Source organism: Mycobacterium genavense ATCC 51234 (genome assembly GCF_000526915.1).
GTDB classification, from domain to species: domain Bacteria; phylum Actinomycetota; class Actinomycetes; order Mycobacteriales; family Mycobacteriaceae; genus Mycobacterium; species Mycobacterium genavense.
The window spans coordinates 213,140-229,400 of the sequence record NZ_JAGZ01000001.1 but is presented as its reverse complement, the minus strand read 5'-3'; the positions used below and the strand labels follow the sequence as shown (position 1 = coordinate 229,400).

Genomic DNA, 16,261 nt, shown 5'->3' with positions numbered 1-16,261 from the left:
GTGACGGCGGTGCCGGGAGGTCGATCTGAGCGTGAAGGGCAGGCCCACCAAGGCCGACGTCGCGCGCCTGGCGAACGTCTCGACGGCGACGGTCAGCTACGTGCTGAACAACTCTGTCGGGCGCACCATCTCGGCACAAACACGTGCCGCAGTGCACACCGCCGCCGCGGAATTGGGGTATCGGCCCAACCTTGCCGCCCGCAATCTCGCCCGCGGGAAAAGCGGCGTGGTCTTGTACATCGTGCCGCAGCTCGCCGATGGTGAGATGCCGATGCAGGTCGGCACGCACATGACCACCGAGTTGACCCGCCACGGCATCGTGCAGGTTCAGCTCTTCGAGACCGAGCATGACGACGCCGTCGCCGACGCCATCAACCACCTCCAGCCGATCGCGGTGACCAGCCTGTTTCCCTTGGGCCGCAAGGCTTCCGGTGCCGTCAAGGATGCGGCCATCCCCCACATCTGCGTCCACACCCTGCCGGGGCTCGGCGACCCGCAGTATTCGGTCGGGCAGCTGCGCGTCGACCATCTCGTCGCGCGGGGGCATCGCAATCTGGGGTTTGCGTACTCCGGCGATCGGCGGTGGCGGGCGCTTGGCGACTACTGGATCGACGGCGTCCGCCGCGCCGCGCACCGGCACGGCCTGCCCGACGTCGTCGTGCGGGCATTCACGCCGGACGACAGCGCCGCGGCCGTCCGCGAACTGCACGCCGCCGGCGTCACCGCGGTCTGCGCCCAGAGCGACGAGATGGCCTTCGTGGTGCTCGACGGGATCCGGCGCGCCGGCCTGCATTGTCCCGACGATCTCGCGGTCATGGGTGTGTCGATCGCGACCGGTGGCGGCGGTGGGGGTGGCGCCGCCGGGGGTGGTGGCGGTGTGGGCGGCGCCTCGGGCACAGGGGCGTTGAGCTTGGTCGCCAACCGGCGCGCCGTGTCCTGCCGGATGGTCCGCCGCTGCGGGTCCGAATCGTTGTTGCCCGAAAAGCAGTCGCGCAGTGCGGCGTCGACGACGGCCAGAGCATCCGCGTAACGTTCATGCGCGCGTGCCCTATCCCCCGCCGCCGCGGCCCGATCACCTTGGGTTTCGCGGACCAGTTCGAGGTTGACCCGTACCGAGCAAGAACCGGCGGCATCGGTGCGGGCAAGGGCAGCCGAAAAATGGATGTCGGCGTCGTCGAGCCGACCGTCGAGCACGGCGGCGGCGCCCGCGGCGAACGAGGCCTCTGCCGGTTCCACCACGTTTGCCACGCCCAGGATTGCCGCGTCGGCCCGCACCGCGTCCGCGTCTTCGCGCGCGAACGCGGATGCCGCCGAATCGCCCGCCACAACAAGCGATATCGCCTTGACAGCGACCAACAGTGCGACGACGGCCAACGGCGCCGAGTAGAGCAGAAGCCGCCGTCGCAGCCGGCACCGGACCGGTGTGCGTGTCACCATGTCAAGTCCCGTCGCGCGATACGGCTGCGTCGGAACTCGCGTGCGGAGAAATAGATTTCGGCCAACAACAGTCCCGCCGCGAACAATGCGGGCAACCAGTACAGCTCGATCCGCTTGGCCTCGGCATTGTGCGGTGTGTCGGGCAGATCGGGCTGGAATGGCTGTGAGGGTTCGCGGCGTACGTACGGCAGACCGAGTTGGCCGGCGATCTGCCGCGATTCGGGCTCGTTGATCGCGCCGCCATAGCCCACCACGGCTCCTGCGGCCACGGATTCCCGGGCCAGATCGAAGTCACCCTGCGGGATGTGCGAGCCGGGCGCACCGGAGCCGAAGTACAGCACTACGTTTCGGGAGCCCGGATACTCCTGCGCCGCCTGCATCAGCTGGTATCGCAACACGTTATTCGCCGCGGCGGTGTTGACGTCCGCATGGTCCTGGACGGATCCGAGCGCCGCAATGGTCGGACGCAGACTCCAGACGTCTTCGGACAGCGGCCAATCCAGCGAGGCCTTGGAGCCGAACCCGACGAGTGCGTACCGAGCCGACGAGTACCGCTTCGTCAATTTGGCGATGTCGTCGCGCATCCGCACGAGCTGAGGCTCATCCGTCGACCGGTCCACGACCAGGAACACGTTGAGGTTCTCACCCGAGGCAGCCGTTGTGCCCCGCTGGTTTTCGTCGGCGCGAAGTGCCGGCAGACTGGTCGCCGTAATCGGCAACAGCACCGCCAGGGTCACGCCACTCCATCGCGACACGGCACGGCGACTCCCCGCCGACGACACCACCCGCCACAGCACCACCGCACGCGCCAAAGCAAGCGCTCCTGCGATGACGGCCAGGATCGCCCAGGGCAGCACGGGCTGAAACGTCATCGGCGCAATACCAATAACGTGACCGACAGCACGGCCGCCGACAGCAAGCCGATCAGCAACGGTACCGCCGGCGCATCCTGGAAGGATGCGGTCTCGACGGTGCTGTCGGGCAGTCGCGCCGGTGGCGGGTGCGCCCGGATCTCGGTGAGCGCATCGGTAATCGACCCCGGGCCCGGGGCGAGGTATCGGCCTCCGGTCTGTTCGGTCAGCGCTACCAGCGCGGGGCTCGCGGGTGACGGGGCCGTGTCGACTACGTTGACTTGAACCCCGGTGTGCTCGGCCAGCTCACGCACAGAGTTGTCGGTGAACAGTGAGACAGGCGACTCCCGGGGCGCGCGCAGGTCCGACGGGCCGAGATAAATCACCGAGCGCCGGTGCGAGCTGTATTGCCGGTCAACGGGGAGCCCTGAGAGACACAGCGCAAGAACATCGTTCACGTTGGTGGCGTAATCCGTGTAGGTCACCGCAGGGGCGAACGACGTCAACTGCGTCTCGTGGCGGCCGACGTATCCGCTGAGCAGTCCCGCCGCGTATTGATGGTCGCGTGTCAACGGCAGTAGGCGGCGGTTGACCGATGTCAGGCCGATCTCTTGGGTTTTGGCTGAGGTCATGGCTTGTCGCGCGAAATGGTCGAGCAGTTCGGCCGTCGCCGCATCCGTCGCCGGCTGCCCGACACACAGCATGATGTCCTCGGGGTGAGCGACGTCGAAATCGTTGTCGGCCTTGATCGAACGGGCCCCGGCCCAGCTGGCAGCGCCGAACATGAGCGTCAGTACCACGAGTGTCACGATCGTCGACAGGGAACGGAGCCGAGCCACTTTTGCGTATTCGGGCAACCGGGTCAGCCGGGCGGTGTTGGCCAACGGCCGTAGCCGCCTGCGGGCCGCGGTCATGGGCAGCAACGCTGCCAACGCGAAAGCCGCTAGGAGGCAACCCCATCCGATGACCGCTACCGGCCACCAGTTCAGGGCCATGAGCGGATCAACTCCTGCGCCGAGGTGCTCAGGTCGCCGACGTCGACCCTGGTCTCGGCGTTGAACTGCGCGTCACCGAGTCGAGTCAGCAGGGGCGCGGCTGCGGCCAGATCCCCTTCGGCCATCGCGCCGACATGCAGGTACTGGGCAGGTTCGCCGGTCACCTGATGCAGGAAGCTGCGTACCGTCCGGCTGATCGCAGCACATGCGGCCGTAGCCGAAGTCCGTCCCGCGGTGTGCTCGTCGGCGATGCGCTGCACGCTGCGGGCGAATCGGTTGCGGATGAGCCGGGCGTGCGCGTGCCGCGCCACAGGGATACGCCGCAACCGGCGCGAAGGCAGCGTCCACACGAAAATGCCTGCATACCAAGCGAGGACGGCGACAACCAGCAGATTGGCCCACACCAGCCACCAAGCCGAGTACGGCTGCGGGCCAAACACATGGTGTAGCAGGTCATCCGGCACGAGCGGCCACCTCGGTCAGCCGGACAAGTTCGCGCCGGATGTCGTTGCTGGCGGCGATAGTTGCGTGGGGTATCGCGTGCCTGGTCAAAAACGCATCGAGGCGGGCGCCGCGAGCCTGCTCGGCTCGACGATATGCGGCGACGACTGGAGGGCCGAGGTCGGCGCCGTTCAGGACGAAGCGACCGGTGGCGACATCGTACCCGTCGGTGTTGTCGTAGCCGACCGGGGGCATGTCCGACACCATCGCCCACATGATGTCGTGCGGCCCGCTCATTTTGGCGAGGACCTCGCCGAGCCGCTCGTCGATCTCGGGCTCGTCGGAGACCACGATGACCAGCATGGTGTGTCGGTAATGGGTTGCGACGTAATCAAGTTGGGCGGTGACATAGCTGGCCCCCGGATCGGTCATGGTGTGCTGATACCACCGGTGCAGCAGTCCCTCGACGTGCGTCTCGCCCCGCTGCACAGGAACGTTCACCGAGCCGCGTCGGTCACCGTAAACGATGCCGATCTGATCGGAGCACCGCAGGCCGATCAACCCCACCGCACCCATGATGTGCGCGGCGACGTCGCGTTTGCACTCCCCGCTCGGGGCTAACGCCGACATGTTGCGACCGGTGTCCGCGACGAGCAGGATCTTGTGGTGCTTTTCGGAGACGAACCGTTTGATCAGCACGCTGCCGGACCGCGCGGACGCCTTCCAGTCGATATCGCGCACGTCGTCACCCGGAATATACGGGCGTAAGTCGTCGAATTCCATACTGCGCGTGTGCAAAAGCGCGTAGCGGCGACCTTCGAGTAGTCCGCGGGTGTCGGTGCCGAAATGGGCCTTCGCCCGGTTCAGGTGCTTACCCACGACGACCGTCCGGCACCTCAGGGGACCCGGACGGCCCGCAGCACGGCGTCGATCACGACCTCGGCAGTGATGTCGGCACTCGCCGCTTCGAATCCGAGGATGAGCCGGTGCCGCAGCACTCGGTGGGCGAGCTTCGCGATGTCCTCGGGCAGCACATGCGAGCGCCCGGACAACACCGCCTGGGCCCGGGCCGCCTTGCAGAACGCGATCGTCGCACGTGGGCTGGCACCGTACTCGACCAGCCTCGCGATCTGCTTGGGCAACGCCCGCGCGGGGTGGCGGGTCGCGCCGACGAGTTGGCTGGCATAAAGCATCAGCGCACGATCCATATGGACGTGGCGCACCACCTGCTGCAGGCGCAACACGTCTTCGAGGCTGACCACCGGCGGGCTGCGGTGCTCCTTGTCGTAGATGCCGGGATCGATCGCGACATCACCTCCACCTCCTCCTCAGGGGAGGGGTAGCGCACGATCTCCTTGAGCAGGAAGCGGTCGGTCTGGGCTTCCGACAGCGGATAGGTGCCTTCCTGGTCCACGGGATTCTGGGTGGCGATGACAAGAAACGGATCCGCGATCAGATGTTCCTCTCCGCCGATCGTGGTCTGTCGCTCCTCCATCGCCTCGAGCATCGCGCTCTGGGTCTTCGCACTGGACCGATTGATCTCGTCGAGCAGCAGGATATTGGCGTGCACCGGTCCGAGTCGCGTGACAAACGAGTTGGTGGCCGAGTCGTCTATCTGCGTACCGATGATGTCGCTGGGCAGCAGGTCAGGCGTGCATTGAATGCGGTGGAAGCGGCCGTGGATCGACTCGGCGAGCACCTTGGCGGCGGTGGTCTTGGCCAGACCTGGCACGCTTTCCAACAGGATGTGCCCACCGGTCAGCAGGCCGATCAGCAGCGACTCCCGCAGGTCGCGCTGCCCGACGATCTTGGTTGTGAATGCCGCCGAGATGGCGTCGACGATCCCCCGCACGTCATCGAGTTCTCGCTGATCCGGCTGTGTCCGTGCTGTACTCATACGCACGCTGGGATACCCCGACACCGAGCTTCCACACGTCCGCGATTTCGCACGTGCATCAGGCCGGGACGAGTGCTGCGATGCCGCAGTGATCCGATACGTCACCGGTTCCAGCGGGCTTGAATCAGCTGGCCATCAGGATGATGAGCCGTCAGCTGTCGTTGCGCGCTGTCGGCTTGGCGGGCAACGGCTTTGACGGTGTGGCGCACCGGCCGGCGGATAGGTGCGGTCGAGATCCGTTGCAGGCGTGGCGAACCGGTCGGGGCTGACGAATCTCGATCTGCGGGTTGGGGCCCGGGGATCGCCGCTCCGTTGTAAGTGCCGAGCTCACTTAGCGCTGGATGTGCTGCCTCGGCGCCGCGGCGCGCGGTGTGCGGCCAGCACGTCGGCATTGGCCAGCGATTGCGCCTCGGCGGCTAGCGTCGACGCCCCGTTGGCATGGGCAAGCGCTTCGGCCTCGTTGTCGGCGGCCTTGTCGCGCGCGGCCGCCAACTGCCGTTTCGCCTCCTCGAATCGCGTTTGGGCCTCGGCGCCGATGCTCTGGCGGTGCTTGGCGATGTAGCCGGAGATTTGGCGAATCCGGGCATCCGCGATGGGCAATGCCTGCCCCAGCGATTCCACGCGCTGCCCGTCGCGATGGTCAATCGGCTGAGTGCCGGGCCGGCGCCGGCGGGCGCGATAGACGAGCAGCACCACCACGACGACGACCACGACGACGATGACGCCGATCGCGATCCACAGCCAGGTCCGGTTTGCCGAGGCCGGCGGCGCATTGGGCGCTTGCACCGGCGCCGATTGGTCCAACCCGGTGGCCGCCGCGAGCGCCGCACCGCTCCAGTCTTTGGCGCCCACGGCCGGTGCAATCTTGTTGCTGCGCAGGCTGTTCAAGTCGGCAGCGGTGAGGCCCGGCACCTTTCCCGGCACCGAGAACGCGTACGCCTTGGTGTTGGTGGCCACGGCCAGCAGCGCGTCGTGGTCGTCCATCCCGCTGGCCGTGCGGGTCTTGTCGGCCCAATTCTCCGGTTTGTACCTGGAGAAGTTGTCGACGTAGACCACCCACAGTTGGACGTGCTGATCCCGATAGAGCCGGTCCATCGCCGAGCTGATCGTCGCCCGATCGGAATCGGACAACACCCGCGTGTTGTCGGTGATGTGGTCGGTGAGCTTGGTCGGCGGTTGTGCGCCGGCGGGCGTTGCCAGCAGCAGGCCCGCTACCAGAATCGTCAGCAATGCACCGACCGGGCGAACGATCCGCATACGGGTAATCTAGCCCGCCGCCGACCGATAGCCGAGATCATGCCCGTCTCTTCACTCCCGACAGCCGATCCTGCCGTTCCACAAGCGGATGAGCGCCCCGCTGCAGGTGTTCACCCGGGCAGGATCCGCATCCAGAATGTGCGCCCCGTCTGGAATGCCGCCGTCGGTGCCCGGCTGCCCGAGGCTGCCGCGATAGTAGTGGTGGCACAGACACTTCGCCGCAAGGTCGCGGCCCGCAGTCAGATGGTTGTGGTAACCAAACTGGTGACCGCGGGAGGCATCACGCTTTCCGGAATCTCACGCGTCGTGCGCCCGTCCTCGGTTTCGCGGGTGACGACATAGGTAAAGCGGTCGGCACCGGGGTCCCTCGCCAGTGGCTCATCGCTACTGACGATTTCCTCCAGGGCGGCGCGATCATGCGGATCGAGAGCGTCAGCGTCGACGATGGCATGAGCCTTCAGGCCGGCGCAGCCGCCACGTCGTTCAATGATGTAGCGGTCCTGCATAACTGCCTCAATCGTTCGGATCCAATGGGGGCCCACCGATGGAATCCGCTTTACGCGATGCCGACTTGGGTCCACGCGTCATCCACTGCACTGTATACGGCGGTGTCGGCGGGGAACAACGATTTGGCCGCGACGCGGGTCAGGTCGGCGAACTCTTTCATGTTCGTCGCGTGATTGGCGCTCGGGCTGGTCAAAGCCTTGAACCAGACCTTCCCCGCCTTCTGCCAGGACCGGCCGCCGATAGCGGTCGCGGCGAGGTAGAACGCGTGATTGGGGATACCGCTGTTGTCGTGCGGGTCTCCGCCGGGGATGTAGTTGCGATAGTTGTCCGGTTGCGGCGAGAGGCAGTGCGCATCGCCGGGGTCGGCCATATTGCGCAGGCACGTATACCCTTTGGCCTTCGCCGCGGGACCGATGATGTCGGCGCCGATCAGCCAGTCGGCCTTGTCGACCGATTGCTTCTTTTCCCACTGGCGGAACATCGAGCCGAACACGTCGGAGATACTTTCGTTGAGCGCCCCGGGTTCGTCGGTGTAGTCAAAACCGGCGGTGTATTGCGTGACGCCGTGCGTCAGCTCATGACCGATCACGTCATTGGATTTGGTGAAGTCGAGAAAAATCTTCCCGTCGCCGTCTCCATACGCCATCTGGGAGCCATTCCAGAAGGCGTTCATGTAGCGCACGCCGTAGTGGATCGACGAAATCAGCGTCATGCCCGCATCGTCGACGGAGTTGCGCCCGAAGCATTGCTTGTAGAACTTCGCGACGGCGGTTGTTTCCTCGAATGTGCGTACGGCGGTGGCATCCTGGCTGGTCTCCGGCGTCAGGATCGGCGCACCGGGTAGCGATGTGGTGTTCTTGCAATCGTTGACCAGCACTGACGGTGTGGGCGCGAGGACACCGGCAAACCGATTACTGGTCATTCCCCTTGCATGCAAACCCATTTGCACGGCGTCGGTCTGCGCACTGCGCAGCCTTCGCCAAGCATCCTCTAGCACAACGCTTTCCCGCATCGCCTGGCGGGTGTCTGCCGGTACCGACTCATCGTCAGCAAGCTTCGACAGCACGCTCGGCGGAACGATGTGGCACTTATGACGAACACACATGATGAAACTCCTTACACTCCAATTGATTCTGTCCTTCGCGCGGACCAAGGGGCGTTACCACGCTGGTGCGCAGCGGAATACGCAACCGACGAGTGACGTGGTTGTTCTAGTGGTCGAGCGGTGCTTACCGCACGACTGGATCGACTAGTTGGCTCGCAGCCACCTCCTTCTGTTGGGTGCAACGCCCGACCCAGCCGAGTCAAGGCGAGCCAAGTATTGGATTCACCACCGTGATTGGTCACGAGTAGTCGGCTACTCGATTCGGCTAACGAGCCGGGTGAGCGTGATGCAAGATAAGCTGATGCAGCGCAAGGTTTCATCGTGAACTCCCGCACCCTTGTCCGGCCCGGCTCGACTACCTTTTGCTCCCGGCCTTTGTACGGCATCGTCAACGCGCTCGTGTTGAGTCTGCCGGAGGCCCTCGGAATACCCGTCGCTACTGACAGCCCGTGGCCGCCGTTGCGTGCCTTACACACCTGGGGTGTCGAGCAAGAACCGCAGCATCTCGTCATGCCGCCCGCCTTGCGGGCCTCGCTGTTGTACGCGGCCGGTCGCAACACGGACTCGCGGTGGGAGACTTGCAGCGACGCCACCCGGGAGACCACGCTCACCTGACGTCGCCGGGTCTTCTCGTATGCGCGCAGCGCCCGCGACAGCTCGGCCCGGCTGCTACCGCCATCCAAACCCGAAATCGCCTTGCACAACACCATGGTGTCCAGCAGGGCCTGATTCGTGCCCTGCGCGAACCTGGGCGGCATCGTGTGCGCCGCATCGCCGAGCAGGGTCACCGGTCCGGCGTCGAGCGGTGCGGGCACCGGATGCCGGAAATGCGGGTAGGGCGACTGGGCCAGATCGTCGTCGGTCAATTTCGCGAGCACCAAATCGACCGCATCGGACCAGCCGGCGAACGTCGACCGGATCGCTTCGATCGGGCGCTGTGGCCGAATGACATCGTGGGACCACGGCAGGTCGAACCACCACTGGGCATTCGCGCCACCGGTCGGCCACAGGCCCGTGTTTCCGGCGGAGCCGATGACGAGGAAGGCGGTTTTCCGGTCCGCGATCTCGGGCAGGCTGACCAGCCCCTGCCAGCTGCACCAGCCGGTCACTTGGGCGGCCGGCGCGCCGACCACATCCCGGATCACCGAATGCAGAGCATCGGCGCCGATCAGCAGGTCGCCTTCGGCCACGCTGTCGTCCTCGAACCCAACCGCCACGCCATCGGGCATCGTGACGACCCGGATCGCGCGCGCGTTGCAGCGGATGTGATCGGCCGGAAAGTCCACCAGCAGCCGTTCCAGCAGCACCCGGCGTGGAATCATCCGAACGGCCGCACCGAGGCGCCGCACCATCGCGTCCACGTCCACCGTGGCGACCCGGTGACCTTGCGACGTCAGCAACCGGACACTGGACAGCGGTTGACCTGCGCCGTCCGTGTCGACGCCCAGCTGGCGCAGGACCGTCTCGCCGTTGGACCAGATGGTGATGGCGCCGCCGCCTGCCCGCGTATCGGCCCGCTGGTCGAAGACCGTGACGTCGTGTCCGTCCCGCAGCAATCCGCGGGCAACCGAAATGCCGCTCCCTCCCGCGCCGATCACCAGGATCCGAAGTGGTCGGCCCGACCGCGCCCGCTGTGCCGGCAAACGGCTGATATGACTGCCGGCACCGCCGCGATCACGCCGTTCCATTCGCCCGCTGATCCGGCGTGGTGTTGCCAGTGGGTGGTCGGCGATCTTGCTTCGGCTCGTCACTCCCCTGGACACGTAAGTACGCGCGAATCGGTTCACGGCGACGGGGCTGGAAATCAGTGTTGGGGTTTCGTCGCGCCAATCATCGTGTGCAGGTCCTCGATCGACCACGGCTCGGAGTCGTGGTGGTCGCGATAACCCAACACCGACGGCACCGGCCGATCGAGACGCCCGACGAATCCGCCTGCGGCAACCAGGATCTGGCCGGTGACGTCACGCGCTTGGTCACTCGCGAGATACGCGTAGAGCGGGGCCACAAAACGAGGCGGGGCACTATCCAGCGAGGTGTGCATGGTCACGTCGTCCAGCAATCCGCGGCAGTGCAAATCCGCGATGTGCCGTTCGTACTCGGCCCGGTCGACAATCGTGTCCGCGCGCCGGGGCACACGACGTTGGCCCGCCCGCCCGTGGCTTTGAGCTCCGCGGCGATGGCCATCGTCAAGGCGTTGACGGCACCCTTGCCCGCGGGGTAGCCGGTGCCGCCGTAGTCGCCCAGAAACGCCACCGAGCCGGTATTGACGATCGTCCCGTGGCCCTGCGCGACCATTGCCCGCGCGGCGGCCCGGCAGGTGTGGAACACCGTGCCGACGTGGGCGCTGATCAGCCCATCGAACTCGGCGGGCGTGATGTCCAGGATCGACGAGCCGGGCGGTTCGGCTATTCCGGCGCAGTTGATCAGGATGTCCAATCGCCCGAACGCGTCGCGGCAGCCGTCCACGAGCGCGGCCGCGACGGCCTCGTCGTCGGCGGGACCGACCACCGCGACGGCCCGCCCTCCGGATGCGGTGATGGCCGCGACGGTGTCCGCCACGGCATCGCCGTCCCGGCCGTTGAGCACAACGGCGGCACCGAGTTCGCTCAGCAGTTCGACGACCGCGCGGCCGATGCCGCGGCTTCCTCCCGACACCACCGCACCGCGCCCGGCCAATAAGCCCTGGCCGCTCACCACCAACTCCCGGCGGCATCTTCCCGACAAGGCTCCCAGATGCGCCCCGCGACGCAGCTCACCGACATTTGCCGAACAGTACGCGTTGACAGTGATCTCCGGGTTGACGGTGCTCGTCCGGGTCGTGCGGAGGTTGCTCAGCCGCAGGCAAGAAGATACAGCGCGCGATTCCCGGCCAGAGGGCGTAGTATCAGCCATTGAGTCCGTTCTGGGCACGTCGCCGTTTAGCTAAAAGCGGTCAGCAAGTCACTCGGCTGCTGGGCTAAGGCTCCGGCTATCAACATCTTCCGGTTCCTCTTCGGCGCCGCGTGCGGTGCAAACAACCGATACGTGTCCGACCGGACGGTTGTAGCGAGGCGGCGGGCATTCACCTGCGAAACCTCACTGCACACAACTTCAAAGGAAGTGCCGGAATGCAAACTCATTCGTGCACAGATGATTTCAAACCGCCGATGGTGAGCGGGCGGTTGAGTAGATGACCGACGTCCTCGCTCCGCCCCGGCCCACCCGATCGACCAGTACGCACAACGATGATTCCTACGACGACGTCGTCGACATGTTTCGGATTCTGAGCATGCTGCCGGCCGAATCGCGTGAGTACCGCCGCCAGCGCGAATGCATCGTGAGACGGTGTCTACCGCTGGCTGACCACGTGGCTCGCCACTTCGCACGACGCGGCGAGAGTCTCGACGACTCCACCCAAGTCGCGCGCCTGGGACTGATGAACGCCATCAACCGGTTCGATCCCGACAAAGGACCCAGTTTCATCGGCTTCGCGATTCCCACCATGATGGGCGAGGTTCGCCGCCGTTTCCGCGACTACAGCTGGGGCATGCGGGTGCCACGGCGACTGCGTGAGCTCCACGTCCAAATCAGCCGGGCGACAGCGGATTTGGTCCAGCGACTGGGGCGCGCCCCGACCGCGCGTGAACTGTCGGAGGAGCTGGGGGTCTCGCACGACGAGATCGTCGAATGCCAGGTCGCCGGCGACGCCTATCAACTCGAGTCGCTCGATGCACCGGTGGGCCCCGACGGATCCGGTTACGCTCGCCTCGTCGCGGATGCGGTGGGTGCCGTCGATCCCCAGATCGACCACATCACCAAACCGCGAGGCGGTGCGCTCCTTGATCGCCGAACTCCCGGAGCGTGAGCGCGAGCTCCTGCACATGCGGTTCTTTGAATCCATGACCCAGAGCCAGATCGCGGACCGAATCGGGGTGTCCCAGATGCAGGTGTCGCGCATCCTGGCGAATACCTTGACATCCCTGCGTGACCAGCTGGGATAGCCCGCAAATCGGTGCCGGGCGCTTCCGGCGACACGCGCACTTGTACTGTGCGTTTTGGGGTGGAGTCGCACCCGTCGCCGGATTCAGCCTGGAAGGAGCACGACGCGATGAGGCTTGCACAACGGGTGGTCGCCGGGGTCGCTGCGGCAACGGCGCTGACGTTGACCGTGGCAGGCTGTGGCGGCAACCAGAAGCCATCGCCTTCGACATCGGGCTCGCCTACCTCGTCAACCGGTACGAGCACCGTGGCGCCCACCTCCTCGACATCCGGTGTCGACTACACCGGCTGGCTGATCCCGGTGACCGATATCGACGCGCCGGTGCCGTTTACGGGCACGCCTCCGACGAACAACCCGAACGGACAGCCCGGCGCCACGATCACGTTCAACACCCAAGACAACAGCCACACCATCAAAGACACCATCCAGGTGCTGCCAGACCCCGGCGCCGCGACAAACGCGCTCAACGCCGCGAAGTCGGCGCAGGCCGGCGCGATCAAGCATCCGAACACCGAGGCCGTCAAGATCGGCACCGACGGAGCGGTGGTATCCGGTAACTCGCCCGACAGCTCCAAGGGCATCGCGGTACTGCTGTTCACCGAGGGCAAGGCCTTTGTCGCGGTGGAATTCGACGGACCGCCCGACACGCTGCCGCCGCCGGACTTCATCAACGACATCGGCCAGAAGCAAGATGCTGCGGTGAAGAAGGGGCTCGGCGGCTGAGTCGGCGTCGCCGCCCATTACCTCGAGATAAGCCACCTCCGTTGCCGTCGGGCATGGTCGACGGCAACGGCGACGACCGCCCCACGGATTAAATAAATGGCTTGATTTAATCCGTGGGGCGGTGTTCACTGAGGCGGTGAAGGCCGAGCGGACAGCACGTACCGACAGGTCGGTGGGTACGCGCGAAGCGATCCTGTCGGCCGCCGAATGGTTGTTCGCCGAACGCGGAATGTATGCCGTGTCCAACCGCCAGATCAGCGAAGCGGCCGGCCAGGGCAACAACGCCGCGGCTTGCTATCACTTCGGCACCCGGACCGAGTTGCTGCGCGCGATCGAAAGCAAGCATCGCGAACCGATCGAGGAACTCCGTGCCCAGATGCTGGCCGACATCGGCGATTCGACCGAACTGCGGGATTGGGTGAGCGCCCTGGTGCGCCCACTCACCGATCATCTGGCCGCCCTGGGCACGCCGAGCTGGTACGCGCGCTTCGCCGCCCAGGCGATGGCGGACCCGACGTATCACCACGTCGTCACCAAGGACGCCCTGATGTCGCCGCGGCTGGTGCAAACCATCGACGGCATCAACCGATGCCTGCCCGACCTGCCCAAGCGCGTGCGATCCGAGCGCATCGTCATGGTCCGAAACCTGTTGATGCACACCTGCGCCGAGCACGAAGGCGCACTGGCCGAGCACGGACAGCGGACGCGTTCGGCTTGGCCAGTCGCCGGCGAGGGATTGATCGACGCGATCGTCGGGTTGTGGCACGCGCCGGTTCACGTGAATGCGGCGGGCGAGCCGACCCCCGGAGACCAGGAAGGAGCACGATGACCGACATCGCCGCCGATGCAGCCACCGACATTCTGACGCGGGCCGCCGGCTGCCCGCTCGCCCCTCCTCCGGAGTCGTTGGCGCTCAACGCAACCAAGCAGCTGAGCCGGGTGCGGATCTGGGACGGCAGCACGCCGTGGTTGATCCACGGTTACGACGCGATTCGGTCGCTGTTCACCGATTCGCGCACCAGTGTCGACGACCGGTTGCCGGGCTATCCGCATTGGAACGAGGGAATGCTCGCCACGGTGCACAAGCGGCCCCGTTCGGTGTTCACCTCGGATGCCGAGGAGCATACGCGTTACCGGTGGATACTTTCAAAGCCGTTTACCTTCAAGCGTGTCGAGGGGCTGCGCCCGGCGGTACAAAAAATCGTCGACGAGCGCATCGACGCGCTGCTGGCCGGGCCGCAGCCCGGCGACATCGTGAGCACGCTGGCGCTGCCGGTCCCGACGCTGGTCATTAGCGAAATGCTGGGCGTGCCTTACGAAGACGCGGATTTCTTCCAGGAGCAGGCCCACCGCGGCACCGGGCGCTACGCGACCGAAGAGGACACCGCCCAGGGCGCCGCGTCGTTGGCGAAATACCTCGCCAAGCTGATCCGGGCCAAGATGGAAAGCCCGTCGGAGGACCTGGTGTCCGATCTGGCGGAGCGGGTGAACGCCGAAGAAATCAGCGTCCGCGAAGCCACCCAGCTGGCCGTCGGCGTGTTGATCGCGGGCCACGAGACCACCGCGAACATGATCAGTCTGAGCATCGCGGCCCTGCTGGAACATCCCGATCAGCGGCAGTTCCTGGTCGAAACCGAAGATCCGAAGGCGATCGCCACCGCGGTCGAGGAGCTGATGCAATATCTGAGCATCATCCAGACCGGTCAACGCCGCGTCGCCGTCGAGGACATCGAAGTCGGTGGTGAGACGATCCGCGCGGGCGAAGGCATCATTCTCGATGTCGCGCCGGCGAACTGGGACGAGCGGCAATCCCCCAATCCCGACCGGCTGGACCTGACCCGCGACCAGGGCCCGCACGTCGGATTCGGCTACGGCCGCCATCAGTGCGTGGGCCAGCAACTGGCCCGCATGGAGCTGCAGATCACGCTGCGCACACTGCTGCGCCGGGTCCCGACCCTGCGGCTGGCCGTTCCGGTCGAGGAGCTTCCGTTCAAGCACGACACGTTGGCCTACGGTGTCTACGAGCTTCCCGTGACATGGTGAAGCCGGAACTGACGCTGTCCGTGCCGGGTCTGGCCGGCAAGCTCGCCGTCGTCACCGGGGCCAACAGCGGTCTGGGATTCGGTCTGGCCAAGCGCCTGGCGGCCGCCGACGCCGACGTCGTGATGGCGATCCGCAACCACGCCAAGGGCGAGGCCGCTGTCGCCGAGATCCGCCGCGAGGTGCCCGCCGCGAAACTCAGCATCAAGCGGCTGAACCTGTCGTCGCTGGACAGCGTTGCGGCACTGGGCGAGGAATTGAGAGCCGAAGGCCGGCCGATCGACCTCCTGATCAACAACGCCGGCGTCATGACGCCGCCGCAGCGCCAGGAAACCAGCGACGGCTTCGAGTTGCAGTTCGGTGCCAACCACCTGGGCCACTTCGCCCTCACCGCGCACCTGCTGCCGCTGCTGCGCGCGGCGCCTGAGGCCCGTGTCGTGACCGTCAGCAGCATTGCCGCCACCCAACCGAAACTGACCTTCGACGACCCCAACGCCCGGCACGGCTACCGGCCGATGGTCAGCTACGGCGTCGCCAAGCTGGCGCAGCTAATGTTCGCGATCGAGCTGAACCGGCGCAGCATCCGAAATGGCTGGGGCGTCATGTCCAGCGCCGCGCACCCGGGGCTGAGCAAGACCAACCTGCTCAGCGGCGCCTCGTACGGCCGGGACAAACCGACCCTGCAGGCGCGGCTCACCCGACTGACCTGGCGGCTGCTGCCGTTCATGTGGCTGGACGTCGACGAGGGCATCAAACCGACGCTCTACGCCTCGGTTTCGCCGGACGCCGAGGGCGGCCGCTACTACGGACCGCGTGGCTTCTACGAAACCGTCGGCGGCGGCGTCACATTCGCCGGCGTGCCCCGGCTCGCGCGCAGCGAGATCGAGATGAAGCGAGTGTGGCAGCTCTCCGAAGAGCTCACCGGCGTCACCTATCCGGACTGACTTGAGGAAAGGCAGCGCAACATGGCGTTCGTCGGCCGCTCTGACGTGAAGGATCCCGGCGCCCAGCAAGACCAGTGGGAACGCT

Annotated in this window: 12 protein-coding genes and 4 pseudogenes; 6 read left to right on the top strand and 10 right to left on the bottom strand. The window is 66.1% G+C overall.

Translation table 11 applies throughout. The annotated features are described in order from the left end of the window. Window positions 1-31: 31 nt before the first annotated feature. Window positions 32-1,030: a LacI family DNA-binding transcriptional regulator gene (locus tag T428_RS24860; RefSeq protein WP_051465085.1), complete on the top strand. Its 999-nt coding sequence runs from the start codon at window positions 32-34 to the stop codon at window positions 1,028-1,030. A 400-nt stretch (window positions 1,031-1,430) separates the two neighbouring features. On the opposite strand, the gene T428_RS0101030 is transcribed toward T428_RS24860, so the two are convergent. From T428_RS0101030 to T428_RS24845, 10 genes and pseudogenes are all read right to left on the bottom strand, one after another. After that, window positions 1,431-2,309, bottom strand: a complete 879-nt coding sequence (locus T428_RS0101030) for a vWA domain-containing protein (protein ID WP_025735007.1) — start codon at window positions 2,307-2,309, stop codon at window positions 1,431-1,433. Beyond that, window positions 2,306-3,283, bottom strand: a complete 978-nt coding sequence (locus T428_RS0101025) for a hypothetical protein (RefSeq protein WP_025735006.1) — start codon at window positions 3,281-3,283, stop codon at window positions 2,306-2,308. Before T428_RS0101025 ends, T428_RS0101030 begins: the two co-directional genes overlap by 4 nt. After that, entirely contained in the window at window positions 3,274-3,747 is a 474-nt protein-coding gene (locus T428_RS0101020; RefSeq protein ID WP_025735005.1) for a hypothetical protein, read from the bottom strand. The genes T428_RS0101025 and T428_RS0101020 overlap by 10 nt, the downstream gene beginning before the upstream one ends. Then, complete coding sequence (locus tag T428_RS0101015) at window positions 3,737-4,603, bottom strand: DUF58 domain-containing protein (protein ID WP_025735004.1); 867 nt, start codon at window positions 4,601-4,603, stop codon at window positions 3,737-3,739. The genes T428_RS0101020 and T428_RS0101015 overlap by 11 nt, the downstream gene beginning before the upstream one ends. 17 nt (window positions 4,604-4,620) lie before the next feature. Then, window positions 4,621-5,621 (bottom strand): annotated as a pseudogene (locus tag T428_RS24855) (AAA family ATPase). Between the two features lie 327 nt (window positions 5,622-5,948). Continuing rightward, entirely contained in the window at window positions 5,949-6,878 is a 930-nt protein-coding gene (locus tag T428_RS0101005) for a TPM domain-containing protein (protein ID WP_025735003.1), read from the bottom strand. 239 nt (window positions 6,879-7,117) lie between these two features. Then, window positions 7,118-7,384, bottom strand: coding sequence for a protealysin inhibitor emfourin (locus T428_RS0101000; protein ID WP_025735002.1), 267 nt, complete (start codon window positions 7,382-7,384; stop codon window positions 7,118-7,120). A 50-nt stretch (window positions 7,385-7,434) separates the two neighbouring features. Further along, window positions 7,435-8,490 carry a M4 family metallopeptidase gene (locus T428_RS0100995; RefSeq protein WP_025735001.1) on the bottom strand — a complete coding sequence of 352 codons (1,056 nt, stop codon included), beginning with the start codon at window positions 8,488-8,490 and terminating at the stop codon, window positions 7,435-7,437. A gap of 506 nt (window positions 8,491-8,996) precedes the next feature. Beyond that, window positions 8,997-10,094 (bottom strand): annotated as a pseudogene (locus T428_RS31520) (FAD-dependent oxidoreductase); the annotation flags it as partial. A 200-nt stretch (window positions 10,095-10,294) separates the two neighbouring features. Next, window positions 10,295-11,184 (bottom strand): annotated as a pseudogene (locus T428_RS24845) (SDR family NAD(P)-dependent oxidoreductase). Between the two features lie 475 nt (window positions 11,185-11,659). Between T428_RS24845 and T428_RS24840 the strand changes: the two are divergent. From T428_RS24840 to T428_RS0100960, 5 genes and pseudogenes are all read left to right on the top strand, one after another. Next, window positions 11,660-12,470 (top strand): annotated as a pseudogene (locus T428_RS24840) (SigB/SigF/SigG family RNA polymerase sigma factor). 107 nt (window positions 12,471-12,577) lie between these two features. Further along, window positions 12,578-13,192 (top strand): hypothetical protein, encoded by a 615-nt coding sequence (locus T428_RS0100975; protein ID WP_036466776.1) that lies wholly within the window; start codon window positions 12,578-12,580, stop codon window positions 13,190-13,192. 121 nt (window positions 13,193-13,313) lie between these two features. Further along, a complete protein-coding gene (locus T428_RS0100970) occupies window positions 13,314-14,021 on the top strand; it encodes a TetR/AcrR family transcriptional regulator (protein WP_025734998.1) in 708 nt (235 codons plus the stop codon). Next, on the top strand, window positions 14,018-15,235 hold the full coding sequence (locus T428_RS0100965; protein ID WP_025734997.1) for a cytochrome P450: 1,218 nt from the start codon (window positions 14,018-14,020) through the stop codon (window positions 15,233-15,235). Before T428_RS0100970 ends, T428_RS0100965 begins: the two co-directional genes overlap by 4 nt. Continuing rightward, window positions 15,229-16,176, top strand: a complete 948-nt coding sequence (locus tag T428_RS0100960; protein ID WP_025734996.1) for an SDR family oxidoreductase — start codon at window positions 15,229-15,231, stop codon at window positions 16,174-16,176. Before T428_RS0100965 ends, T428_RS0100960 begins: the two co-directional genes overlap by 7 nt. Window positions 16,177-16,261: the final 85 nt, after the last annotated feature.